The sequence below is a fragment of the Butyrivibrio sp. XPD2002 genome, assembly GCF_000423945.1.
Taxonomy (GTDB): Bacteria; Bacillota; Clostridia; order Lachnospirales; family Lachnospiraceae; genus Butyrivibrio.
Map to the genome: position 1 here is coordinate 480,037 of NZ_AUIY01000001.1, position 26,231 is coordinate 506,267.

Below are 26,231 nucleotides of genomic sequence, written 5' to 3' on the forward strand. Positions count from 1 at the left end.
CTAAAATTTTTCCCAATAAGAAATTACAAATTCTTTATCAATCTTTACAATCATCTTTGTTTAACACTAATCAAATCACTTTTTTCGTATTATTTTTAAAAGATTAATAAAATACTTACGTTTTACAAATATTATTAGTAGAATAACTATAATAAAAATGTATCTCATAATTATTTTCGTATATAAATATTCAAACGTACCTAAAGATATTAGTAGAAATAAACTAATTCCAGTAATCATCTTCCCATCAAACAGCCCTATTGATATATTATGTTGTCTTAGGACTTTTTCTGCCATAAAGAAATGAAATACAGCAAGAAAAATATAGCATATTAGAGTTGTGAAAGCAGCCGCAATATACCCATAACGCGGGATAAGAAATGCATTTAATATAACATTCAATATTGCAGCTGAAATAGATGCAACCATTACTTTTTTTGTTTCTTCATAATACATTTCAATTATCGAAAATGTACTGTAAAGGAAAGTAAAAAAGGAACTTATCATAACAGGCGGCATACAATATATAGCCTCATAATAATTTATTGGTGCAACGATTTTTATTACTTCAGGTGCAAATGCTACAAATACTAGTGTTAAAGCAGACACAAATACAAGCAATCCATTCATTACATTTTTTACATTATCAGTTTTATTATCTCTTAAACACGTATATATCCATGGTCTTATAGCATCTATGATACTAGTCTTTATAAGATTAACCACAACAGCAACAGAATACGAAACACTATAAAGAGCAGTTGCTGTAGCACCTATTAATGTATTAATCATTATCTTATCAGCACCAGCTAGAATTTTAAGAGAAAGTGTATGTGGCAATAATGGCAAATGAAGCTTTAGTGCCCATTTCCAATATTTTATGGATATACTTATCTTTTTTTCTTTAAGCAAAATGTTTAGTAAAGCTATACCATATACTGCTTGAACAATTATTATTGAAAAAATTCTACCAATTGCTTGATTCCTGACAAAAAAATTCTTCAAAAATAAAATACCCAGTACAGCATTAGCCACAGCCATAGAAATCGATACAAAAACTAAACTTTTATATTTATATTGAAATCTGTTTTTTACAGACCAAAAGTTTACAGCTGGAATAAAGTATATCTGCACACACATTAACATAATTATATTTTTAGGTAATCCGATCCATTTAGATATCTGATTACCAGCAAACCAAAAAACAAGTAGCAAACTTGTTGTCAAAAAAAATGCCAGCTCGAGTAGTGACGATTCAGCCTCGTCTCTGTCTTTAATATTAAATTTGGTTAACACACACATATATGCGCATGACTCAAAGCCAAAAGTTCCTACAACTGTAAATATTTCACACCATGTAAGATAAACATTGTAAATTCCATATTGATCGGCATCCATCAAACGAGTAAATATAGGTACTGTAATAAATGATATTCCTTTTAATAAAACTGTACTTAATACAAACCAAAGACTAGCCTTCATTTGTATCGGAAGTTTTTTATAAGCATACATGAAATTATATTTTTTAATTTCTAACATACCAGTCCCTATTCGCATATTACCCTTTTCAAATATTCAAACGATTTCTTTCTTTCATCATCAATTATGTTGTTAATTGTAGAATAATCAATTTTCTCACAATCATCTATTTTCTTTATAGCATTCAAGTTTCTATCCTGTAATCCAAACATAGTTATTAAATCATTAAGTCTGCTATTCCTGCTTTCTTTACCCTTTTCAATTCCTTGCAATTCATAAAAAAATGTATTATTGGCCACAATTGAAAAAGCTATCCCATGAAATGAATTAGTGAATATTGCCGTCGCCTTAAAAAACAATCTTACAAACTCTTCCGGGCTACAATTACTAACATACTCACAATCATAATCCCGTCGTAATCCTGTTGATATCATAATTACATCTAGATTATTTTGATTTGCATACTCAAATGCGTTTTCAATTAATTTTTTTGATTTCTGAAGAGCATAAATCAAAACATATTTCTTATTCAATTCAACTTCTGAACTTTTAGAAATTCTTGCCCACTCTTCTCTTGTAAGTAAAAAAACAGGATCTATATTTTGTTGGCAAGTAATCCCCAGACTAGAAAGTTTATCCACAGCTGACTGTTCTCTTATTGAAACGCTGGATATGCTTCTTTCTTTGTCGTTCAAAGCCAAAACTAATCTGTCATCTACTTCTTTTCCAAGGCTTGCGGCATAAGATACACATTTAGAAACTGTTGGAGCGAAATCAAGAAAAAAGGCCGGATCATTATGCGTAATATCGAAATTCCATACTTGATCGCTACCAACAATAAATATATCTGTTTTCTTCCAATGCTCTTTACATAATTCATCATAACAGTTGTATTTACCAGTAAGAGATGCATTTCCTAGTATAAACTCCTCAAACTGTCTTCTTTTTTTTCTTGTATTATTTAATAGCAATGCCGACTTTAAGATATCCTTAAAAGGTGCCCCCTTTCTAAATATCTTATATCTTCGTTCTATAGCAGGTGATCTATAATCAATAATCTGGCAATTAGCCATTCTGTTAATAGCTTTATATAAAGCAACACATTGTAATACAGCACCATAATTTAACGCATTATGGAAGGTTACAAGATATACATTTTTATTCAATTTTTATCACTTCCTTTACTCAGTAATAAATGTATTAATGTCTAAATTGTAATACTCAAGTAATTTGTTAAAATAAATATCATTTTTATTCTCACAAACATTAGTATTGTATAATGCTGTTTTTTTTGTTCCTCTAACAGCTATCCATCCCTGATATTCACAAACTATCTGACATACTTTATAGTTATTCTTTAGTTCCAAGCATTTTAGCCACATATCATCAACATTAGGCGCTATTTTACAAAATGCCATATTATTCAAATCATTTTTTTTAAAAAAGAAGGCCGGATAAAGAACGCCTCCGCACCCAGTCGCTACTATGTCATGTCTTGGTATTGCACTATAATCATCACCGCTTACCCACGAGGAATATGGCGCTAATTTACCATTCTTTAGGATCATTTTATTACATCTATAGCAGCATACTGTATCTGGATAGTCTTCATTAGCTTTTAACAATTTTTTTAAAAAATAAGGCGGATAAATACAATCATCATCTACAGTAATTATTATTTTTTCTCTATTTTCTTTTGCACAATAAAATATTTTTTTATATGACTTGATATCCTTACAAAAACGGACTTCAAGGCCTCTTTTTACTAGTTTATTTATATTTTTCGGTAAATTATTAGCAGAAAACTCATTCTCGGATAACCACAGAACAACATTTGCTCGTTCACCTTTCTGGCGAAACAAGCTTTCAATTGTAATCCAAACCGTATCAGCGCGCTCACCATATGTAGTTAGACTAATAATGACATTTTTCGTTGTTTCTCTTAATTTCACTGGTGTCATGATATACCCTAATGGTATTATTCGAGACCCTATTTTCCGCACTATTCTATTCTTTATATCAATAATTTTATTTTGTTCTGATTCTTTTCCTATAAGCTTATAAGTAAATTCGCCTATCATTTTTTTCCTCATGTCATGAAACTATAGAAGCTTTTACAGCCGCCTTCGAATTGCTTCTAGTAATATTATTTTTTATCTTTGTTCTTAATGCCTTGATAACCTTCTTAATAGTCAGCTTTTTTCTTCTTTCCCAAAAAACAGCGCAATAAAAATGTAATGCAGAACATCTTCCGTGCTTCTTAACAAAAGAGACATCTACTCTGCTTTTATCTAGATTAATAAGCCGATCAGGATAAATAACAAACACACTGTCCTTATCATAATTATCAGCACAATATTTCATAGGCCTACAAAAGAAATGTAAATACATATACTCTTCATAATGTAATGCCCCTTCATGCAGATACACTCGCTCAAGCTTGCCATTTTCCCATATAAAAACTTGATATCGATTTTTATAATCTTCATTTTGGGGAAGATGTCCAAGGAAGAAACTTGTCGAGAACATATCAAGATGCGCAAAATTTGTTTCTCTGTAATATGGAATGTGTAACCATTCATAAATATTGGATATACCAACTTCATCAAAGCAACAACCTTTTTCACATGAAAAAGCTGTTTTATAGTTTATAATTCCGGGTGCTATTACTTTATATCTTTTATTCACGTCAGTCGTATTGCGATATACTGTAGAATGACCTTGGAATCCAATTTTATCGTACTTGTCAAGAATATCTTCATTTACAAACTTACGAATATTCCCCCAAATCAAATCCGTATCACAGTATCCCCAAAAATCATATCCCTGTAATTCAGAAGCAAAAATCTCTCCAAAAGCAGGCCTAAAATCACATAGCTTCCATGGTCTGTCTAAGCAGATTTCAAAATCAAACATTGATGCAATTCTTTTTTTTAGTTCTTCAAAGGAAGATTTATATACTTTTACATTCTTGGGATAATCATATTCTTCATCATCGTCAGTAATAATTATCCAATCAATATCATCATTAGTAGAACATGTTGCCAACCAAGCTTTAAATCCTTTTGGAAGCTTCCCAAAATAAGGGACAATATATGCTATTTTGTACATAATTCACCTTAATCCTTTACATTTTTGATTCTTTATGTATGATAATCTACTTAACCATAAAAGATATTTAATTAAACATCTTTTGATCTACTTCCATAAAATGCACATCATAAAATCTTTTAGAAATCCGTATTAGTACTATTTTTTTGACTCTCCTACTAATTCATATGCGCTTACAAAACTCTCTGAAAGAGCGTCCCAAGTAAAATGTGTTGAGATAGTCTTTGTAGCCATTTCAGAAATATCATCTCTCAATTTTTTATTATCGAAAATATCAACAATTTTTTTACACCACTCATCTGAATTAAAGGAATCAAATATGAAACCATTCTTCCCATTTTCTATCAAAGTACTCGATCCACCATTATTTGTTGTATACACAATATTTCCATAAAACATTGCTTCTAATAATACCATTCCAAATATTTCATAATGTGTTGGTAGCATAAAACAATCTGCTAATTTATATATTTCAGCCATATATTTTTGCTCTAGCTGCTGTTGATACTCGATATCTTCAAAAATATTCAATTCTTTTGCAATTTTCCAAACAGCATCCAAATAGTCATTATCACCATTTCCTATAAGAAACAATTTTGTATCTGGATTAATCTGCTTAACCTTTTTGAATACATGCAATATAAACGGAATATTTCTTCTCTCTTCAAAGCGTCCAATATACAGTATTTTTTTTCCAGAATATTGACGCATTTTTAAATAGATTGATTCCTCACATGCTTCACCTACATTTGAAAGCATTTGCGTATCTATTCCAACGCCTGCAACTGTTATATTTTCTTCATGAATGCCTTTTTGCACCAAGAAGTCCTTAGCCAATTCACTCTTAACCAAAAAATGTGTATTCAACTTCAGATAACGCTTAAGAAAAAACTTATCAAAAACCGAGCACATCAAGTTGTATCGCTTATTAAATGAAGAATAATACGGGCCATGATATATTATTGCTTTTTGCTGGTATTTCTTTGCACAGAGCCATGATTGCATTTGATTATACTCAGCAGTCTGCAAAACATCATATTTTTCGATTATTGAATCACATGAAGTAAAAACTGTATTTTTTAATGCAGTTTTTCCATGTCTGTAATAAACATGTACTACCCCACCATCAAAATTTAAATCTACATCTTTTTCTTCTTTATCAGTCCAAAAAAGGATATCGCAGCGATTATTCTTTCTTATTAGTGCCTTAGCTAGGCCTATCTCCTGAATATTATATGTATTATTCAAAACATCCATATAGCTAGGATAATTTCTAATAATCAGGATATTCATATCAACTCCTCCATCACAGCATCAATCTCTTCTAAACAGATCTCTCGTATAAACCTTATCCGCTACATCATCCAAACAACTATCATACCTATTAGCAATAATGGCCTGTGACATTTTTTTAAACTCATCAAAATCATTCACTACCTTACTACCAAAGAAAGTATCTCCATCTTTGAGTGTTGGTTCATAAATAATTACAGTTGCCCCCTTTGACTTGATGCGCTTCATAACTCCCTGTATGCTGCTCTGTCGGAAATTGTCGCTATTACTCTTCATAGTAAGTCTATATACGCCAATTATCGTTTCTTTTTCTTTGCTTAAGTTCCAAGCATCATTTGCTTCATACGCCCCAGCTGTCTCAAGTACACGATCAGCAATGAAATCTTTTCGTGTTTTATTACTCAGTACAATGGCCTCAATAAGATTTTCCGGAACATCCTCGTAATTGGCTAAGAGCTGTTTTGTATCCTTAGGCAAACAATAGCCGCCATATCCAAATGAAGGATTGTTATAATGACTTCCTATTCTAGGATCCAAACATACTCCCTTAATTATCTGTTCAGTCTTTAAACCCTTCATCTCAGCATAAGTATCAAGCTCATTGAAATAACTTACTCTTAAAGCAAGATATGTATTGGCAAATAATTTAACCGCCTCAGCCTCAGTAAATCCCATGAAAAGAGTCTCTATATCCTCTTTTATAGCGCCTTCCTGAAGTAGTTCAGCAAATACATTCGCTGCCTTAACAAGCCTAGCATTCTCAGGATCAGTTCCCACAATAATTCTGCTCGGATATAAATTGTCAAACAAAGCTTTAGATTCCCTCAAGAATTCCGGACTAAAAATTATGTTATCGCAATGATATTTTTCTCTAACCGATAATGTAAATCCTACCGGTATAGTACTTTTAATAACCATTATTGCGTCAGGGTTATATTCAATAACAAGTTTGATCACCGCCTCTACAGCAGAAGTATCAAAAAAGTTCTTTTTGCTGTCATAATTTGTTGGAGCAGCAATAACTACAAAATCCGCATCAGAATATGCCTCTTTTGCATCAAGTGTCGCAACCAAGTCCAATTCTTTTTCCGCAAAATATTTCTCAATATATTCATCCTGAATTGGTGATTTTCTTTTATTTATCATTTCTACCTTTTCAGGCACTATATCAACTGCTGTAACCTTATGATGCTGTGAAAGCAGTGTTGCAATTGATAATCCAACATAACCAGTACCGGCAACAGCTACTTTTATATCTTTAAACTCTCTCATATTCTCCATTTCTCAAATCTATATATATTTCTAATTACTCCGCCATCTGTGCTGCAATATCAGCATCAACAATCTCTTCACCGGTCTTATTCTTAAGCTGCTCCATTGAAGCTGCAGAAAGACCATTGTTAATTACGCAGTTCATATCACATGTACTGCACTTATCAAGCTCTTCTTTAGTCACCTTGCCATCTCTGAGATCACGAACAATCTTGTTCTCATACATGCTGTACTTATGTTTTGTCCAGAACTTAAGCTTATGAGTGATTACCCACCACATAGGAACCCAGATGTACTTATGCATAGCAGGAGAAACTGAGCCGATCATCCAGCAATCTCTGTCGCAGCAACGAACTTTCTTACGAACTGACTCTGCCTCAGGTGAGCTCCAAAGCTCATCCCAACTCTGCTCATTAAGGTTACCCATAACCTCTTTATCCTTTGTACCGTTACAAGGCATAACATCTCCATAAGGGTCAATGAAGAATGTATCAAAGGACATATCACAAGGAAGAAGTCTCTTCTGTCCATAGATGTAGTTGATAAGTCCATGGTTGAAGTATGCTCTAAACCATTTCTTAGGGCTCTTGCTTGCAAGAAGCTCATTAACAAGGTTCTCAAAATTCTGAGCTACCATAGGACGATCCTTGATGATGTTCTTTGCCTCAACAAAGTAGAAGCTGTTATGAAGAGATGCTGTAGCAAACTCCATTCCCATCTCATCAGAAAGCTTGTAAAGAGGTACAAGATCAGGAGCATTTTTATCCTGAACTGTCATACCAAATCCAACGTCCTTCATACCCATTTCACGAAGCTTCTTAAGAGTCTGGTATCCTCTCTGGTAACCATTCTCAAGACCTCTGATTTCGTTGTTTGTGTTCTCAAGTCCTTCGATTGAAATTCTGATACCAATCTGAGGGAATTCCTTACAAAGATCTACGATACGGTCAGTGAAGAAACCATTGGTAGAAATAACGATACGATCAGACTTTTTATAAAGTTCACGTACAATATCCTTAATATCTGTTCTGATGAAAGGCTCACCACCAGTGATGTTTGTGAAGTACATCTTAGGAAGCTTTTTGATTGTCTCAATTGAAATCTCTTCCTCAGGCTTACTGGGCGCCTTGTATCTGTTGCACATTGAGCAACGTGCGTTACATCTGTAAGTTACGATTACTGTACCGTTAAGTTTCTTCTCTGCCATTTTATCTCCTCTTTCTTTTAAAAAATCCATCTATATATTGCTTGAGATTTACCGGTATCAATCCTGATAAATCTTCAATATTTTCTCTAAATACTCATCAATTGTGTCAAAGCTCAGTGTCTTGCATGCTTCATGCATTGCCTTAGCCTTTGCATCATCCTGCCAGATTTCATGGATGCAATCACAAAGTGCGTCCACATCTCCGCTTCTATATAAAAGTCCGGTCTCGCCTACTCTTATGAGTTCAGGAATTCCGCCTATGTCAGCACCGATAACCGGTGTTCCAAAGAGCTGTGATTCCATTACTGAGAATGGGCAATTTTCATACCATTCAGAAGGATATATGGAAGCCTTCGCTTTTCGTATAAGATTAGCGAGCTCCTCGCCTGTCTTAAAGCCTACGTTCTCGATGTTCTCTATTCCGCTAAGCTCGTTCTCGAGTGGTCCTTTGCCTGCGAAAATAAAGTTAACCTCAGGCATTCTCCTTGCTGCTTCGATAAGTGTTCTGATACCCTTTTCCTCAGAGTATCTTCCGAAATAAAGGATGTAATCTTCCTTAGCTGTCTCAACCCACTTAACCGGTTTGATGAAGTTGTGAATTGCGACAGTTTTCTTAGCAAAAAGAGGATTACTGTCGAGCTTGCTTTTCATGAACTGGCTACAACAGATGAATTTATCTATATATTTATAGGTTCCTCTCTTCTTCCAATAGGTAGCTTCGAGTGTACCGATAAAGCTCTTGGCTGTGCTTCCGTGGATGCATTTGCCCTTGGTGCAGTTTATAAAGTTACCACCAAGACACTTCTCGCAGTTCTCATGTGTGTTCGGATTGTTACACATGTGATTAGGACACACGAGCTGATAATCATGCGCGGTGAATACTATTCTGCACTTTCTCTTATTCTCTTTTCTCCATTTGACTATCTCGAGAATTATGGATGGGGTGAGCTGATAATTGAAATTGTTGAGATGCACTACATCCGGCTTGAAGTCATCAAGTACAAGCCTTATCTTGTTTCTGGCATCCTTGGAATATATTGTTTTTAATGGATATGTCATTTTCTCCAGCTTGCTGGCATTATGGAAATCCATATCAGAGGTATAGGCGTCCACGTTATTGCCAACGCATCTGCCCTCGTGTTCCATTCCGAAGTACTCAACCTGGTGTCCTTCTCCCACAAGCGCTGCACCAAGCTTGAAAATATATGTCTCTGATCCTCCGTTGGGATAGAGAAATTTGTTAACCATTAAAACTTTCATCTAAACACTCCACCGTATCTGCTCTATATTTGGCGTAATCAAGCGTATTTCGTCACACCAGTGCAGAATTATTAAATCTAACATTACATATAATCCACTAAAGAGTTTATAATAATTTTATAATTTGGACAATTGACACTTAGAAAGAATATTAATTAAATTCTATTGATATTTTTGTCGTATTTCACAAATGGATTTTTCGCCTTTGAACAAAGGCAGAGAATATGGATTTCTTCATAAATTATTAGAATATTTTAACAACACTTAATTTCTCACAAATATAGTTTAAATAATATCAAAGAGCCCGGACAAAAAATATCCGGGCTCTTAGTTATAATTATTTCATCTTCCTTCTTTGCTTCGTCATATCCTTGCTCAACCCCCTCTTCACGAATGCCTTCCATATGACCTTCAGCTGTATACCCTAAGATTCCCATATCAATTACCTCCTGCCTGTGCTGTTCAAAGAAATCCCGAAGGATATCATTGTCAATGCAATAATCAACGGCTTTAGAAACTGCATCCGCTATTATATTCTTCTGCTGAACTTCCTTATCTATTTCCAAAGAAATGTCAGTATCATTTATGTTTACAAGTATATCTTTCGTTTCTGATATATATTGTCTCACTTTATTGACAAAAATGGAATATCCCCAAATATTGCAAAACCGACCACTCCGCTTCTTACTTGCGAAATAGTCGGTTGATGGGCAAGGCCAGCACTGCACCAATAAATGTGCCTATAGTATTTGTCATAAGATCCGTCAATTCAAAGAACCCGGTCCCGGTCTTATACTGTATGCATTCCACCATAAGGCTTGTAAAAAATCCTATGGCAGTCGTGATAAATATTCCTTTCAGATAACCTTTTTTTCTAAATAACGGACCAATAAGGATTCCCCAGGGAATAAATAGAATCACATTCAAAAAGGTGATAAATAGACACCACCATAGCCAATAGCCCGTTCTTCCAAGGCCTATGTCAATGTAAAGATTCATCACCTTTTCTCTGGAGCCTAATGGGCGCCTTAGGATTGTAACGGATAAGATAAATCCGGCATATGCCATTAAGAGGTAGTAATGTATTATTCTCCTTATTGGAGTATTTTTCTTTTTAAAAAACAAAAACCAAGCCGCGCATAGTAAAAGAGCTTCGCCAATGAGCATAAAGAGCAGTCCTCGGATGGTCACTCCATCAAGTTGGCGAAAAAACACACTCTTTATTGTATATAGGTAATAATATATTCTGTTTCTTGTGTAAACGTCTCGTATAAGATGCATATAGTCTCACTTTATTTTTAATCTTCACATAAGTATGAATAAATTGCCGCAAGATATCAACGCTTTTTTTGATAAATTGCCGCAAGATGTCAATACTTTTTTGATAAATTGCCGCAAAATATCAATCATGAGTCTCGCATGATAAATGCATCTTGTTTATCTTTCGCAGAAATTTATTCTGCAGGATTCCAAAACAAATTATTTTATTAAATAAAGCCGAAATCCGTGGTTTTATATACTCTTTTCGACTACAATAAAAGATAGAAATGGAGGACAGAATATATGTTATCCAAAATTGATATCGATGTTTTGAAGGGTGAATATGAGCGCACTATCGCTGCAAAGGATGCCGCTCTGGCTGAAAAAGATAATGCCTTGACTGAAAAAGATGCATGAATAGCAGAACTAGAAGCTCTTTTGGCCACTCTCACAAAAGAAAAACACTAAAATTCATATCTAAGGTAAAAAATAAACGCACTAATTTAGTGCGTTTATTTTTTTATGCCTTTTTATTTCGCTTTTACAAGCATATTCCTAAGTTCATCAGGAGTAAATGAGTATGCCTTTCCGCAGAAGTGGCATTTAATCTCAATGTCCTCTCCGTCCTCTGCGAGGTTCTGTAATTCCTTTTTACCAAGAAGGATAAGTGCTCGCTCAACTCTGTCCCTGTCGCATCCGCAGTGGAATTCAACAGGTACATTAGCAGTGATCTCATAATCAAAGCCATCAAGAACCATAGCAAGAAGCTCTTCCGGTGTCTTACCCTCTCTGAGAATATCTGTGACAGATTTCATTCCCTGGATGTTACCTTCAAGCTTGCTGATAGTCTCTTCTGAAGCACCGGGCATAAGCTGAACTATGAAGCCACCGGCTTCCATAATAGAGAAATCATTTTTAACAAGAACGCCCAATCCCACTGATGAAGGGATCTGCTCTGATTCAACAAAATAGCAGGTAAGGTCGTCTGCAATCTCTCCTGAGAGAAGCTGGATTGTTCCTACATAGGGATCCTTAAGACCAAGGTCCCTGGTAACAGTAAGTGTTCCGTTACCAACAGCTCCGCCTACATTCAGGTGTCCGCCCTCATTGTTAGGAAGTGCCACCTGGTTATTCTTAACGTAGCCCTTTACCTGGCCTCTGTTGTTAACAGTTGCGAGAAGTCCGCCAATAGGGCCATCACCATCGATGGTAATGGTAAGTGCATCCTTCTCATTTTTAAGCATATCGCCCATCATGAGTGCGCCGCTCATAAGTCTTCCGAGAGCTGCACTGCAGATAGGACTAAGATCGTGAATTTTTCTGGCCTCTTCCACCAGATTCCTTGATGTGATTGCGAAGGCTCTTATCTGCGCATTGGCAGCAATGGCCCTCACCATGTAATCTTTGTATTCCATAATACCTCGTTATATGAAGCGCTGCTCTCGCTTCGCTCGCCAGAGCAACTCTCAAATACTAAACTCGTAAATACCTCGTTAAGTATTTGAGGTTTATGCAAGACTAGCTGTGATTATAGCCATTGAGTATACCTCGATAGCGTTGCAGCCTCTTGAAAGGTCGTTGATCTGAGCGTTAAGTCCAAGAAGGATAGGGCCATAAGCCTCGAAGTTACCCATACGCTGTGCAATCTTGTAACCGATGTTACCTGCATCAATGTTAGGAAAAATGAATGTATTTGCATGTCCTGCAACCGGTGAATCGGGAGTCTTAACTCTTGCAACCTTCGGTGAAACTGCAGCATCGAACTGAAGCTCTCCTTCGATCGGAAGGTCAGGATACTTTTCCTGTGCCTTTAAAGTTGCATTCTGCATCTTTGTAACAGAAGGGCTCTTTGCTGATCCCTTAGTTGAGAATGAAAGGAAAGCAACCTTAGGATCTACACCGAATGCCTTAGCACATTCAACTGTCTCACCACAGATCTCAACAAGCTCATCCTCTGTAGGATCAATATTGATAGCGCAGTCACCCATAGCGATAACTTCGTTATCACCGATAGCTGAAGGGCGAACAAGAATGAAGCATGAAGATACAACACTGTTGCCGGGCTTAGTCTTAATGATCTGAAGCGCAGGGCGAACAGTATCAGCTGTCGAATATGTAGCTCCACCAAGAAGACAGTCAGCCTTCTTCATCTTTACAAGCATTGTTCCAAAATAGTTAGACTGTGAAAGAATCTCACGTGCCTGCTCAGGTGTCATACCCTTGCTCTTACGGATCTCTACAAACTCACTAACCATCTCTTCGAATTCATCATAGTGTCTGGGATCAATGATCTGCGCACCTCTGATATTGTAGCCTTCTTCTTCAGCATTTCTGTTGATTACATCAGGGTCACCAAGAAGTATGGGCTTTAAAAAGTTACCAGCAAGTAATCTTGATGATGCCTCAAGGATTCTGGGATCCTCTCCTTCTGTAAATACAATAGTCTTTGGGTTAGCCTTAAGCTTGGCAATCATTTCTCCAAAACCGTACATTTTATCTTCCTCCTAAATATGAAAATTGGTAAAAAATACCTAAAGTATTGATGTAAATTAATGGATTGCGTAAAAGGAATATTAATTACGCCCTAAGATTATACAACTTACCTACAGGCTAACTCAAGAATAGATAAATTATTATCAATGTTTCATAAATATGGCCCTCATCCGTCAGCTTCGCTGCCACCTTCTACCAAAGGGAGAAGGCTTACATGATAAAACCCTCATTCATCCAGTAGCACTGACGAATGAGGGTCTGCAGTTAAAATCAATCTGGAAGATCTATTTTTTTACCATCTCTGTGCATAGAGAACTTATCCATAGGATAGTTCTTGAGGTTCTCAAGAACCTTTCTGCCATCAGCTTTAGCAAGGAGACTTGCTCTTGCCTTAGTGATCTCTGTCTCAGTCTTGTGCTTGGAAGGACCACCTACACAGCCACCGGGACAAACCATTCCTTCGATGAAGTCATCAGGGAACTTGCCCATCTTGAGAAGTGTCAGTGCCTTCTTACACTCAATACCGCCGGCAGCTCTGTGAAGCTTAAGCTCTCCGATATCCTCACCTCTCTCCTGCATGCACTCGATAACAGCATTGGCAACACCACCGCTTGTAGCAAATCTCTTACCCCAGATTGAAGATTCCTGATACTCATCCTCAACAGGCTCGAACTCAATATCCTTAGATCTCATAAGAGCTCTGAGTTCACCATAGGTAACAACGAAATCTGCATTATCCGGAACGCTAGGATCCTGAGCCTCAGACTTCTTAGCAATGCAAGGGCCAACGAATACTGTAACGCATCCGGGACGTGTAGCCTTAAGGTATCTGGAAATAGCACACATAGGTGATACAGTTGAAGACATGTTGTTTTCAAACTGCTCAGGGAAGTGCTTCTTAAGCATATTGATGAATGCAGGGCAGCATGATGTTGTCATCTTCTTGCCTTCAGCATAGGCCTCAGCCCATTCCTTAGACTCATAAGCAGCTGTCATATCGCCGCCAAGTCCAACCTCGACCATATCTGCAAAGCCAAGCTTAATAAGTGCCTTCTTAACTGCAGCCATTGTGATATTCTCACCAAACTGACCCTCAGTTGCAGGAGCGCACATTGCGATTACTTCCTTACCTTCCTTGATAGCTTCAATTATCTGAACAAGATAAGTCTTTGATCCAATAGCTCCGAAAGGACAGCTGTGGATGCAGTGTCCGCACTGGATACACTTTTCCTCGTCTATCTTACAATAGCCATACTCATCATATGTGATTGCACCTACAGGGCAAGCCTTGTGGCAGGGACGCTCAAGATGAACGATTGCGCCGTAAGGGCAGGCCTTTGCACACATTCCACACTCCTTACATTTAGCGGAATCGATGTGCATTCTTACATCACCGGGGTGAATCGCATCGAATTTACATGAGTTAAGACATGCTTTACCAATACAAAAACGGCAATTATCAGTTACTGAAAATGCTGAAATAGGACACTCATCACAAGCAGGATCAATAACCTGAACTATGTTATTTGAATCCTTATTGTAGGTTGTGCTCTGTCCACAGGCAAGGCGAATTCTCTGACGTACGATCTCGCGCTCCTTGTAAACGCAGCATCTGTACTCAGGCTTCGGGCCCGGTGCAAGCTCATATGCAAGCTTGTCCTTGTGCTCCTCATCAAGTTCACCCTTCCAGGCAAGGCGGCAAACCTCCTCCATAATCTTGTGTTTAAAACTTACCAATCCCTTGTCGTTTGTAACCATAGAAATCTCCCAATTCTAATAAAAAAATGTTATTAACTACTTATATAATAGCATTTATGCCTATATATACAAATTAAAAGTTCTTAAAGCTCAATTTTCCTGCAAAACTCAAGTCCCTCTGTGTCATGAGCCGTAATAAGCAAAGGATTTCTGCCCTGTTTCTCTCTTATGTAATCGATAACCTTTTTCCTGTTCTCACTGTCAAGTCCCGTAAAGGGCTCATCAAGAATCAGCATATCTGACGGAATACAGCATGCTCTGACGATAGCCACTCGTCTCTTCATGCCTCCGGAAAGCTGTGATGCAGGCTTATCAAGGCAGTCTGCAGGAAGAAGCTTTAACAGTTCTTCTCTTGCAACCTTCGCAGAGTTCTTGCGGTTAACCATAACCACATTCTGCACAGGAGTAAAATCCTGGCAAAGTCTGTTTTCCTGGAAAACAACTCCTGCATTCAGATAGGGATATTTGTAATCCCCCATAAAATGAACCTTCCCACTGTCAGGCTCTTCAAGACTAAGAAGAATCCTTATCAGAGTTGTCTTACCGCAGCCGGACGGTCCTGTGACAACATAGGAATGATCCTCTTCTATCTCGAGATTGAAATCCTTAAGGACGTTTAACTCGCCATAAGATTTGCAGATATTTTCAAGATCTATAGTCATTTAAGCCTCCTTACCGGATTTGTTATCCGCGGTTTGTGCCCCGGGCATGAATATCTTTTTACATATAAAAATCAATAGTAAAAAGATTTTCTCGGTAATCCAGGAAGCAAGAACTATCGTAAATGTCCATGCGAATACTTCGGCGGTATCAAGGTTTATCTTGGATCTGTAAAGACCGTTACCCATTGTAAGAAGTGGCTGGCCAATAACCTCCGCCGCAGCTCCGCTCTTAAAGCCCATTCCCACTGCTACGAAAAATGCTCCGATATATGAAGGAATAAGAGCCGGTATATATATGAATCTGATTTTATTCGGAGTAGGCATTCTGTATACATGAGCCATCTCCAGAAGTTCCTTATCTGCAGCAGTAAAACCGCTTGTAGTAGCAAGATATATAATCGGGAACACAACAAGTGTCACTATTACGGTTGACAAATTGTCACTGCCGATCCATATCAGGATAAGTACTACAAAGCTTGCTACAGGAACTGATTTAAGTACTGTCACTATGGGTGATACAAAATCCCCCAGCAGTCTGAATTTAAGGGATAGTGCTCCAAGAAGTATTCCAAGCACCGCTCCCATGACTATACCTGCAACTATATGCAAAACAGAGGTAATAACAGAAGTCGCAAAATCAGGAGTACCTGCCATATTAACAAGGGCAGTCGCAGATTCTATCGGTCCTGCAAGAAGTATTTTGTTGTGTATAAGCACAGCCACAATCTGCCATATCATAAGCCAGCATACAGCTATGCATATCTTTTTTATGTTTTTCAAAGTGACCCCCAATCGCTTCTAATCAGCATAAGTTATAGGTAAAGATTAACTCTGAATCAGTCAAGAGAATAAAATGCATCGTCAGGAAGATTTCCGCCAACTGACTTAGGATCCTGATCAAAGAGCACCTGAAGGTAGCCTGAAAGCGCAGTCTTTGCATCGTCTCCAGTAATGCATACAATATTACATTCGGGCATTGCCTTCTTTGCAATCTCAGCCTTCTCGATGATGCCATACTCAGCTACGAGTTCAGCTGTAGCTTCTACATCTGAATTAGCCTTCTCAGTGCTGCTCTCATGCTCTTCTATGAAAGTCTTAACAGCATCTCCATGTTCCTTTAAGAAATCGTTTCTTACAACAGTAACGCCTGTAAGAAGCTTGGAGCCATCTGAAACCGCATCCCACTCATCTGTAAGTGAAAATGCTACTGAAAGTGCTTCGTTCTTTGCAGTTGCAACAGTCACAAAGGGCTGGGGAAGAACTGCGATCTTGGTAGGATCTTCCTGAAGAAGTGCCGCAATCTCAGTCGCCTCTGACTTAAACTCCATATCACAGTCAGTCACGCCATTTTTATCAAGAAGATATCTGAGAACATATTCAGGTGATGCACCCTGGCCTGTAGAAACTACTGTCTTTCCTGCAAGGTCCTTAATGCTTTTAACACTCTCATCACCTGTCACACAGTAAAGAACACCAAGTGTGTTGATATCTACAAGGCTTACACCGCCTTCAGTTTTATTGTAAAGAACAGCTGCCATGTTAGCAGGCACAAGTGCGATGTCGATGTTACCTGCGACAATTCCTGCCATGATCTCATCGGGCTGAGTTTTCATATCAAACTCATAGCTGCCCTCAGTTTCACCATTCTCTGAAGCCTTCATGAGGTTTACAAGTCCCATTGTTGTGGGTCCTTTAAGTGAACCAACTCTTATTGTAACGCTCTTTGCATCAACATCTGTTACTTCTTCTGTTGCAGACACTTCGGTACCTTCATCAGCCTCTTCTTCTGTAGTTTCTTCAGTAACTTCCTCAGCTGCCACTTCTTCTGCAGCTTCAGTAGTCTCTGCGACTGTCTCCTCAGTAGTTTCAGTAGCAGCTTCCTCTGTCACTACTTCATTATTATCCTGTACTGCTTCTTCAGTCTTTCCAGCGCAGCCTGTGAAAGCAGTCATAAAAATTGCTCCTGCACATAAGATGGATACAAATTTTTTCATTTAATTCTCCTCAAGTCTAAATCAAACATTTATTTTTGCACAAAATCGAAATGTATTATATCATAATTAATGTAGTTTTCTCAACGATTAAAAAAGAAGCAGTTTCCATAAGCATTGACACAGGCTTTACTTAGTGGCAAGATGAAATCTGCTTAATATTTTTTACGGGAGGATTTTGTATGAAGAAAAGTTTTAACTTAGGCGTGTGCAAGGCCTTCGCCTCTATCGCATGCGCTGCTTTTATTTTTGCGGGGATGAACGGGGTTAATTCCATTTCTGCAAAGGCAGCTGATGTTCCTTATTCAGTTGATCTTAGTAACGGCAATAGCGTTAAAATCAATGATGGTGAATTGTCTGGAGTTACAAAGTCTCAGAATTATCCAAAAAATTATAAAGATTTCACAATGCTCGAATCTGCTATCAAAATATATGGTCCTGAGATTGATAGCACAACAACAACTTTTGTTTTATCCGAAAAACCATATCAGGCTATCGCAGCTTCTGCAACGGATTATTGTGTCATACTTAGCGCAGCCAAGAATTCCGTAGGATCAGGAAAGTATATTATTTCCAAAGATACTTACATTGCCAGCAGATTAAAAGCTAATAACATGCCTGAGAGTATGGGTTCGATCTTTTCAAAAAGCGCAAAAGAGTTTATCCAAAATTGTGAGCGTGTAGTAAACGGAAAAGAAGGCACAGGCGACAGCGTATTTGTTGTAACCATCAAGTACTCTTCACTTCCGGTTCTTATCACAAACAAGGTGAACGGAGATGCTACTGTTTCTTACATGACCGGCTACGAATTTGAAGCCGATGGAATCAAGTACCGCGTTTCAAACACAAAGGGTAATCTTACAGCTCTCTACCTTACAAAAGGTGTAAAGACAGTTAATGTTCCCGATTCAGTTGTTTACTCAGGCTATACTATGAATGTTACTGATATCGCTCCTTTCTTTATCAGAGGCAATAAGAAGGTAAAGAACGTAACAGTTGGTAAAAACGTTACAACAATCGGTAAGCAGGCATTCTGGAACTGCAAGAAGCTCAAGAAGGTTAAGATCAAATCAACCAAGGTCACTTCATTCGGAAGAAAAGCTTTCGGAAAAGATGCAAAGGATTTCTATGTAAAGACTCCTAAGAGCAGCAAGAAGAACTATGAAAAGCTCTTTACAAAGTCAAGCATCAAGGGCATAAAGGTTAAGTAATTCACTTTTATTACTACCATCTAAAAACCTAAATGATTAAAAATAAAAGCTGAGAAAATGATAATTTATCTTCTCAGCTTTTTATTATACCTTTTTATGTTCCAGAGTTTATCTCCAAAGCACCCACAGGAAAACGTATGCGCCTATAACAGCAGCAAGTGTGAAGGGAATACCGATTCTTGTGAAGTCCTTAAAGCTAACCTCATAGCCCTCTTTTCTAAGCATTCCTACACCGGCAATGTTGCAGCTTGCTCCAACGGGAGTGATGTTTCCACCAAGTGTTGCTCCGCAGAGGAGTCCAAAATAAAGAAGGTAGGGAGCGATTCCAAGTGATGCGGTAACCCCCTGTAAAACAGGAAGCATTGTAGCAACATAAGGAATATTATCAATAAACGCAGAAATAAGAACCGATCCCCAAACTACAATAGTAAACAGAAGGAAAATGTTATTACCGCCTGCCTTAACAATAAGTCCTGCAAGATCATCCACAAGTCCTACCTCTGTAACACCACCAATTACCATGAACAAACCTGTAAGAAGAAGAACTGTGTCGTAGTCAAGGTTCTTAACAACATTTTTGATACGCTCTGTATCGTGATCCTTGAAGTACTCCCATACAATACCGATAAGTGAGCAAACAAGACAGATAACACCATTTGTTATCTCAGGCTTATCCGGAATAAATGAAGCTCCCATAAGAAGAACAACGTGTGCCACCATCATGATTGTAGGAACATAATCCTTAACAACTGTCTTCTCTTCTGCTGATACAGGCTCTTTATCCTTTCTGAAAAGCACCATCATAATCGGTACTGTAAGAAGTGCACCAAGCTCAACAGCGAAGAAAATACCAGGTCTTCCGTTCATCCAGAAGAAGTCATTAAAGTCCATCTTTGCATATGCACCAAGCATGATTGATGTTGTATCACCTACAAGTGTTGCAGCGCCCTGAAGGTTTGAAGATACAGCGATTGAAATTATCATGGGTACAGGATTGATTTTCAGCTTCTTACAAATAGCAAGCCCAACCGGTGCTACCATTAGAAGTGTTGCCACGTTATCAATAAACGCAGATATAAGTCCTGAAAACAATGACATATAAATTGTGACCCACATCACATTAGGTGCAAGGTCAAGCAGATGGTCTGCAATGAGGTTCGGCATCTTTGATTCAATAAAATAATCAACAAGCAAAAGCGTACCGAATATCATGAGCAGTACGTTCCAATCCACGACAGAGAATACCTTTGTGTAAGGAAGTATTCCTGTAACTACGAAAATAGCAGCTACTCCAAGAGCGATAAATGCACGTTTCTTGGGAAAAGCGATGAGGCCCACGTACATGGCCACAAATAAGACAATTGCAAGTGTTTTCATTTTTTAAGTCCTTTCGTTTTGAAAATATTATAAAAACAGTAATCTGCAATAACATAAAAAGAGACTTTCACTGCAGATTTTGCAGTAAAAGTCTCGTTAATTACAACATACCCGGGGAACCATGTTCCCGTATTGACGGATGAATGTTACATGCAAAGCATGATAACTACTCCCTTTTACCTATAATAAGATAGCAAATTTATAATTGCTCGTCAAATTAATTCAAAATGCTTCATGGCATTCCAGATACCATCATTTTCAAGAGAGGTTGTGATATAATCCGCAAATTCAGAGAGGTCATGATAGGTGTCTCCCATGCCTACGCCAACACCGGCAGCAAGAAGCATTTCCTTATCGTTAATGCTGTCACCAAAAGCAAAGGTATTTTTTATATCCTCACCTAAAAGATCACATACCTCTTTTATACCCACGCCTTTGTTAAAGCCTCTGGGAACCATTTCAACAACCTTGTCCGAATGGATCATGTATTCGTAAAGATCCGAGAGTTTATCGAAACATTCATCTCTTTTTTCAATGGGAACCTCCGTCGCGCAGGACATCTTTTGTATCTCCCATTTGCCCCAGCATTCATCTATGCCGCGGAGCTTATCTCCCATCTCCTTAATAACCTTATCACCATACATGTCTCCCTGGAAATCTTCAAGTTCAAGATACAGATGATTGGGGCCTTCCAGAATCGGCTTAAAGCCATATTCGCGAACAGTCTCGATTGACCTTATGGCATCCTCTGTCGGAATAAGTCTGTTGTAGACCACTTCTCCATTGTACTCGATCATCGTTCCACAGGCTGAAACTATGCCATCGAAACCGATACTAAGGAGCTTTTCATTAGTGACAAAGGCTCTCGCCCTGCCTGTGTTAATGAAGCACTTGTGCCCATTAGCCCTGGCAGTGCGGATTGCCTCGATTGTCTTTTCATTTATCTCATTCTTATAGTTCCAAAGCGTTCCATCAATATCAAAAAATAAAACCATTAAAATACTACCTTCTTAAAGGACTTCTTTCCTCTCTTAACCATAACACCGTCACCTGCAAAGGTATCCTTTGTGTATGTGGTCTTGAAGTCTGTAACCTTCTCATCAGCAAAGGTTACGCCGCCCTGCTGAACTGCTCTTCTTGCCTCACTTCTTGTAGGGCAAAGTCCTGAAGAAACAAGAACCTGAAGGATATCGATAACGCCGTCTCTGAAGTCCTCTTCCTTAAGATTAACTGCAGGTACGTTAGCGAGATCTCCGCCGCCTGCAAAGAGAGCCTTTGCGCCGTCCTGAGCCTTCTGAGCCTCTTCCTTGCCATGAACAAGGCTTGTAAGCTCGAATGCAAGAATTTCCTTCTTCTCGTTGATTCTGGAATCTTCCCACTTCTCCATCTCCTCGATCTCCTCGATAGGAAGGAATGTGAGCATCTTAAGGCACTTATCAACATCAGCATCGCCAACGTTTCTCCAGTACTGGTAGAAGTCGTAGGGTGATGTCTTTTCAGGATCAAGCCATACAGCGTTACCTGCTGTCTTACCCATCTTATTACCCTGAGAGTCTGTAAGAAGAGTAATTGTCATAGCATGAGCGTCCTTACCAAGCTTTCTTCTGATAAGCTCAGTACCACCAAGCATGTTACTCCACTGATCATCTCCACCAAACTCAAGGTTACAATTGTACTTCTGGAACATGTAGTAGAAGTCGTAGGACTGCATGATCATGTAGTTAAACTCAAGGAAGGAAAGTCCCTTCTCCATACGCTGCTTGTAGCACTCTGCACGAAGCATGTTATTTACTGAAAAGCATGCACCAACCTCTCTTAAAAGCTCGATGTAGTTAAGGTTCATGAGCCAGTCAGCGTTGTTAACCATCATAGCCTTGCCTTCGCCGAAGTCGATGAATTTCTCCATCTGCTTCTTGAAGCACTCAGCATTGTGGTCGATATCTTCTCTTGTGAGCATCTTTCTCATGTCGGATCTTCCTGAAGGATCACCGATCATAGTTGTACCGCCACCGATAAGTGCGATGGGCTTGTTACCTGCCTGCTGGAGTCTCTTCATAAGTGTAAGAGCCATGAAATGACCAGCTGTAAGGCTGTCTGCTGTACAGTCAAAGCCGATGTAGAATGTAGCCTTTCCTGCGTTAACAAGCTCTCTTATCTGCTCTTCATCTGTTACCTGAGCGATAAGTCCTCTTCTTTTAAGTTCTTCATAAATCTGCATATTGCACCTTCCTTTTCTGCTCGGGCATTTTTTGAAAATAAAAAACGCCCTGCGCAATCGTTAATAGATTACGAAGGACGGGTTTAAATCCGTGTTACCACCTTCATTTACATAAAGCTCACGCTTCATGCCTCAGTAAGTACTAGGAAAAAATATTCCGCATACTCTTCCGACTAACGCTCGGTTCTCGTCACGGCTTACTAGATAATTCATTCTTCCGCGCAGCTCCCGGAGGTATTCATCTAATGGTCATATCCGCGCCTCTCACCAACCGGCAACTCTCTGTGGCTGAATCATTAAACTACTTATTCCGTTCATAGCCTTTAAATAATAATTATCCTTATTTTTAATTTATTGTCAAGATAAAATCCCTGCAATTCCTCATCGAAATTGCAGGGATTATTAAACGCATTATATCTGTCTGAAAAACTAGCTATAAATTAAAGTCTTGTCCAGATAGAAAGCTTCTTCATCTTGTTCTTGAAGAATGCTGAGCTTGTGATAGGTGCGTTACCGTTTGCAAAGTTAGTAACCTTAGAGCTGTTCTTTGTTACTTCCTTCTTTGTTCCAGCAACACCTAAAAGCATATTGCCTTCGTTAGCTGTGTAGTACTGTACTTCGTAGCTTGTATCCCAGCTGGTATCAAGATAGTAAGTTGCTCTGTAGTAACCGCTTGTCTGTCTGAATGTCTTCCACTCCTTATTGTGAGTGTAACCGGAAGTTCTATATACCTTACCTGCAGCATTTGAGTTATTATACGCATAGCCTGTTGTAGCATCTATAAGGTAGCATCCGCACATGATATCATCCCATCTGTGCTTACTTGATCTTACAATCTTAACTGTGTTGTGCTTGATCTTGTTCTGAGTTGACTTCGGAACAGATACGTGCATCTCTACTGTTGCCTTCTTAAGCATTCCGTTGTAAAGGTAAGGAAGATAATAATCCTTAGTGATGGAATCAAATCTTACCTTAAGCTTCTGATAACCGATGCCAGGGAAGTATGTCTTGATTGTGTAGCTTCCGCCTGCACTTGCGTTTGTGTTGAGCTTGCTAGCTGAGTAGCTAACAGCGTGTGCTGTCTGAGGCATTGCTGTAAATGTGATTGCACATGCAAGAGCAATACCAGCGAGTGATTTTAAAACTTTTCTCATATTTTTTTCCTCTTTCCTCTCTCGAGATCAGATCTCACATAACGATAAGTCCCCTCTACTTACCTGAAGATCAGTTCCCTAAACTTTTCATGCGGTTAATATGATAACATAATTTTTCATAAAAAGTAAGTTTTAATGAAATAAAATTTTATCAATCATCCTGCTCACTTTTTTAATATCAGATTTTAATCTTAGCCTTTTTGAGAAGCTTCTTATAAGCCTTCTTGCAGCTCTTGGGCATCTTCAGTTTGAAGTTCTTAGCATCCTTACCGAATGCCTTCTTGCCAAATGATGCGATCTTTGTTGACTTAACTGTTACCTTCTTAAGCTTCTTACATTTGTAGAATGCTTCCTTGCCGATAGAAGTAACATTAGCGCCGATTGTAACCTTCTTAGTCTTCTTATTGCCCTTCATGAAGTTCTGAGCAATGTCTGTTACATTAAGGTTGAAACCTGCAAGTTTTACTGTTTCAGGAATGGTAACTTCCTTAGAAGCTGTTGCAAGGCTGATTGCGCTCAAGTTACCGGCAGCATCCATAATACGGTAATTGATGCCGTTATCCTGGAACTCTCTTCCGGGCACGAATGATACTGCAGGAGCAGCGTTTACTCTGTTGTTTGCAATAATCGGAGCATCTGAATATTTGATTTCAACATTGAACTCAAGGTTTCCAAGTGCATCAAGGTCCTCTTGTGAATATATATTTCTATTTGTATCGCCGCCTGTTACTTCATCAAGAAACATAAGCATGATCAGTGCTTCCCTCTCTGTGCACTCAGGATTCTGCATTATAGTCTTCTTGTTAATTACATATGTACCTGTACCTGTTGAGCCATTAAGAGCAGATATTTTTACTGTATATCCATCAGACTGCTCTAAAAGAATTCCCTGATAAGGATTGTTTGATAAAACTGATGTAGCATGTCTGGAATCCTGATATTTTTCTGTAAACTTCCAATCATATGTAAGTACAGAAAACATAACTGCATAGCTATCACTAACTCCCTTGGGAATATTGTTAGGATCAGTAACACCATCTAAATCCTTTTCACTAAAGCCTACTGTCTTACCATTACTAAGATCTACAGACAGTTTTTTTGTTGCAGCCTTTGCAGTTATGGAGCCAAGTCCAAGCGCACCTGCAAACATAAATGTAGCGCATGCAATTGTTGTTAAAGCTTTGCATACGCCTGTTTTGAAACTTTTCTTCATTTCCCCATTTTCCTCCATAAAAACTAAAATTTGATATTTATTATCCTGCCATTTTTTTGAGTTTGTGTCCATATTGTGATCTGATTCTTAAGATTTCCTTAAGGATACTTACAAAAAGAGTCAGATAATTGCAGGTACTGTCAAAAAAAATCGGCGACCCTAAAAATATTCAGAGTCGCCAAAATGAAAAAATCAGTATTTAATCTTCGCCTTCTTAAGGAGCTTCTTGTAAGTCTTCTTGCAGCTCTTGGGAAGCTTTAATTTGAATTTCTTTGCATCCTTACCGAATGCCTTCTTTCCAAAGGTTGTGATCTTTGTAGAAGTAATTGTAACTTTCTTTAGTTTTTTACATTTGTAGAACGCTTCATTCCCTATAGATGTAACGTTAGAACCGATTGTAACCTTCTTTACCTTCTTGTTGCCTTTCATAAAATTCGGAGCAACATCAATAACATTCAGGTTATAGCCTTCAAAGCCAACAGAATCAGGGATAGTAACGCTCTTTGAATTGGCAGTGAGGCTGATTGCGCTAAGGTTACCTATCGCATCCATTATGCGATATTTTATTCCGTTGTCCTCGAACTCTCCTCCCTGAATTAAGGATACTTTACCGGTTCCTTTTGCCTCCTCATCCTTAACAATTGGAGTATCCGAAAATTTTATTTCAACATTGAATACAGAGTCACCATACAAAGTCCGCTCTCCTAAGAGCAACTCCTCCAGCCAATTTATATTCATCCAGGCTTCATCTTCATTAAACCTATGAGAATTAACTAATGTTTCCTTAGAAATTACATATTTTCCTGTTCCTGTTGAATTACTTAGGGCACTCACTGTAACATCAGAATTATCTGATTCTTTATATTCCGCTCCCTGGTAAGGTTTTTCAGAAAACACAATCTTGAAATCTTCTGCTTCAAAATCATCCATTATACCTTGCGTGTCATACATATTCATTAAAATTAATACTACAACTGCATCCTTATAGTCTTTGGTATAATTTTTGTCTTTCCTCATCTGTTTTTCATTAAAAACTATATTTCTACCATTGCTAAGATCAACAGTCCAGGATGAAGTTGCTGCCTTTGCAGATATGGAATTAATTCCAAGTGCTCCTGCAAAAACAAAAGCAGCGCATGCAATAGTAGTTATAACCTTGCATGCGCCTATTTTAATACTTTTCTTCATTTCCCCAAATTCCTCCTAATACTTTTTTTCAGCAAAAGCTATCATGCCATATTTTAGGAGGATGAGTCAATAGATTATATTTTT

23 protein-coding genes and 1 other annotated feature are annotated in these 26,231 nt (G+C 38.0%); of the genes, 1 reads left to right on the top strand and 22 read right to left on the bottom strand.

Annotated features, from left to right (window positions below; genetic code table 11):
• Positions 1 to 75 precede the first annotated feature (75 nt).
• The 16 genes from G587_RS0102040 to G587_RS0102120 all read right to left on the bottom strand — a co-directional run bounded on the left by G587_RS0102040 (position 76) and on the right by G587_RS0102120 (position 17,789).
• The gene (locus G587_RS0102040; RefSeq protein ID WP_196812488.1) at positions 76 to 1,539 is read right to left on the bottom strand and encodes a lipopolysaccharide biosynthesis protein; all 1,464 of its coding nucleotides are present in this window, start codon (positions 1,537 to 1,539) and stop codon (positions 76 to 78) included.
• Between the two features lie 8 nt (positions 1,540 to 1,547).
• A complete protein-coding gene (locus tag G587_RS0102045; RefSeq protein ID WP_026490881.1) occupies positions 1,548 to 2,645 on the bottom strand; it encodes a polysaccharide pyruvyl transferase family protein in 1,098 nt (365 codons plus the stop codon).
• 15 nt (positions 2,646 to 2,660) lie between these two features.
• Positions 2,661 to 3,560: a glycosyltransferase gene (locus G587_RS24020; protein ID WP_051200550.1), complete on the bottom strand. Its 900-nt coding sequence runs from the start codon at positions 3,558 to 3,560 to the stop codon at positions 2,661 to 2,663.
• 13 nt (positions 3,561 to 3,573) lie between these two features.
• Entirely contained in the window at positions 3,574 to 4,590 is a 1,017-nt protein-coding gene (locus G587_RS0102055) for a DUF6625 family protein (RefSeq protein WP_026490882.1), read from the bottom strand.
• Positions 4,591 to 4,728: 138 nt separating this feature from the next.
• Positions 4,729 to 5,883, bottom strand: a complete 1,155-nt coding sequence (locus tag G587_RS0102060) for a glycosyltransferase family 4 protein (RefSeq protein WP_026490883.1) — start codon at positions 5,881 to 5,883, stop codon at positions 4,729 to 4,731.
• A 21-nt stretch (positions 5,884 to 5,904) separates the two neighbouring features.
• Complete coding sequence (locus G587_RS0102065; RefSeq protein WP_026490884.1) at positions 5,905 to 7,155, bottom strand: nucleotide sugar dehydrogenase; 1,251 nt, start codon at positions 7,153 to 7,155, stop codon at positions 5,905 to 5,907.
• Positions 7,156 to 7,189: 34 nt separating this feature from the next.
• Entirely contained in the window at positions 7,190 to 8,362 is a 1,173-nt protein-coding gene (locus G587_RS26065; RefSeq protein ID WP_026490885.1) for a radical SAM protein, read from the bottom strand.
• A 57-nt stretch (positions 8,363 to 8,419) separates the two neighbouring features.
• Positions 8,420 to 9,622, bottom strand: coding sequence for a glycosyltransferase (locus tag G587_RS26070; RefSeq protein ID WP_026490886.1), 1,203 nt, complete (start codon positions 9,620 to 9,622; stop codon positions 8,420 to 8,422).
• Positions 9,623 to 9,894: 272 nt separating this feature from the next.
• Entirely contained in the window at positions 9,895 to 10,188 is a 294-nt protein-coding gene (locus G587_RS0102080; RefSeq protein WP_155829399.1) for a hypothetical protein, read from the bottom strand.
• Positions 10,189 to 10,306: 118 nt separating this feature from the next.
• Positions 10,307 to 10,789: a VanZ family protein gene (locus G587_RS24025; protein ID WP_196808907.1), complete on the bottom strand. Its 483-nt coding sequence runs from the start codon at positions 10,787 to 10,789 to the stop codon at positions 10,307 to 10,309.
• Between the two features lie 623 nt (positions 10,790 to 11,412).
• Positions 11,413 to 12,297, bottom strand: a complete 885-nt coding sequence (hslO, locus tag G587_RS0102095) for an Hsp33 family molecular chaperone HslO (RefSeq protein WP_026490889.1) — start codon at positions 12,295 to 12,297, stop codon at positions 11,413 to 11,415.
• Positions 12,298 to 12,390: 93 nt separating this feature from the next.
• Entirely contained in the window at positions 12,391 to 13,374 is a 984-nt protein-coding gene (pta, locus tag G587_RS0102100; protein WP_026490890.1) for a phosphate acetyltransferase, read from the bottom strand.
• 271 nt (positions 13,375 to 13,645) lie between these two features.
• Entirely contained in the window at positions 13,646 to 15,133 is a 1,488-nt protein-coding gene (locus G587_RS0102105; RefSeq protein WP_026490891.1) for a 4Fe-4S dicluster domain-containing protein, read from the bottom strand.
• An 83-nt stretch (positions 15,134 to 15,216) separates the two neighbouring features.
• Positions 15,217 to 15,795 (bottom strand): ABC transporter ATP-binding protein, encoded by a 579-nt coding sequence (locus G587_RS0102110; protein ID WP_026490892.1) that lies wholly within the window; start codon positions 15,793 to 15,795, stop codon positions 15,217 to 15,219.
• Positions 15,796 to 16,575 carry an ABC transporter permease gene (locus G587_RS21035; protein ID WP_051200552.1) on the bottom strand — a complete coding sequence of 260 codons (780 nt, stop codon included), beginning with the start codon at positions 16,573 to 16,575 and terminating at the stop codon, positions 15,796 to 15,798.
• 56 nt (positions 16,576 to 16,631) lie between these two features.
• Positions 16,632 to 17,789 carry an ABC transporter substrate-binding protein gene (locus G587_RS0102120; protein ID WP_026490893.1) on the bottom strand — a complete coding sequence of 386 codons (1,158 nt, stop codon included), beginning with the start codon at positions 17,787 to 17,789 and terminating at the stop codon, positions 16,632 to 16,634.
• 179 nt (positions 17,790 to 17,968) lie between these two features.
• On the opposite strand from G587_RS0102120, the gene G587_RS0102125 reads away from it, so the two are divergent.
• Positions 17,969 to 18,997 (top strand): leucine-rich repeat protein, encoded by a 1,029-nt coding sequence (locus tag G587_RS0102125; protein ID WP_026490894.1) that lies wholly within the window; start codon positions 17,969 to 17,971, stop codon positions 18,995 to 18,997.
• 108 nt (positions 18,998 to 19,105) lie between these two features.
• Here the strand turns inward: G587_RS0102125 and G587_RS0102130 are convergent, their stop codons facing one another.
• The 6 genes from G587_RS0102130 to G587_RS0102155 all read right to left on the bottom strand — a co-directional run bounded on the left by G587_RS0102130 (position 19,106) and on the right by G587_RS0102155 (position 26,147).
• Positions 19,106 to 20,374: an SLC13 family permease gene (locus G587_RS0102130; protein ID WP_026490895.1), complete on the bottom strand. Its 1,269-nt coding sequence runs from the start codon at positions 20,372 to 20,374 to the stop codon at positions 19,106 to 19,108.
• Positions 20,375 to 20,586: 212 nt separating this feature from the next.
• Positions 20,587 to 21,369, bottom strand: coding sequence for a Cof-type HAD-IIB family hydrolase (locus G587_RS0102135; protein ID WP_035785295.1), 783 nt, complete (start codon positions 21,367 to 21,369; stop codon positions 20,587 to 20,589).
• Positions 21,369 to 22,592 (bottom strand): tyrosine--tRNA ligase, encoded by a 1,224-nt coding sequence (gene tyrS / locus G587_RS0102140; protein ID WP_026490897.1) that lies wholly within the window; start codon positions 22,590 to 22,592, stop codon positions 21,369 to 21,371. The genes G587_RS0102135 and tyrS overlap by 1 nt, the downstream gene beginning before the upstream one ends.
• A gap of 70 nt (positions 22,593 to 22,662) precedes the next feature.
• Positions 22,663 to 22,919 (bottom strand) — a binding site (T-box leader).
• Positions 22,920 to 23,032: 113 nt separating this feature from the next.
• Positions 23,033 to 23,746, bottom strand: a complete 714-nt coding sequence (locus tag G587_RS0102145) for a hypothetical protein (RefSeq protein ID WP_026490898.1) — start codon at positions 23,744 to 23,746, stop codon at positions 23,033 to 23,035.
• A gap of 178 nt (positions 23,747 to 23,924) precedes the next feature.
• The gene (locus G587_RS0102150; protein ID WP_026490899.1) at positions 23,925 to 24,959 is read right to left on the bottom strand and encodes a leucine-rich repeat protein; all 1,035 of its coding nucleotides are present in this window, start codon (positions 24,957 to 24,959) and stop codon (positions 23,925 to 23,927) included.
• 192 nt (positions 24,960 to 25,151) lie between these two features.
• A complete protein-coding gene (locus tag G587_RS0102155) occupies positions 25,152 to 26,147 on the bottom strand; it encodes a leucine-rich repeat protein (RefSeq protein WP_026490900.1) in 996 nt (331 codons plus the stop codon).
• Positions 26,148 to 26,231 lie beyond the last annotated feature (84 nt).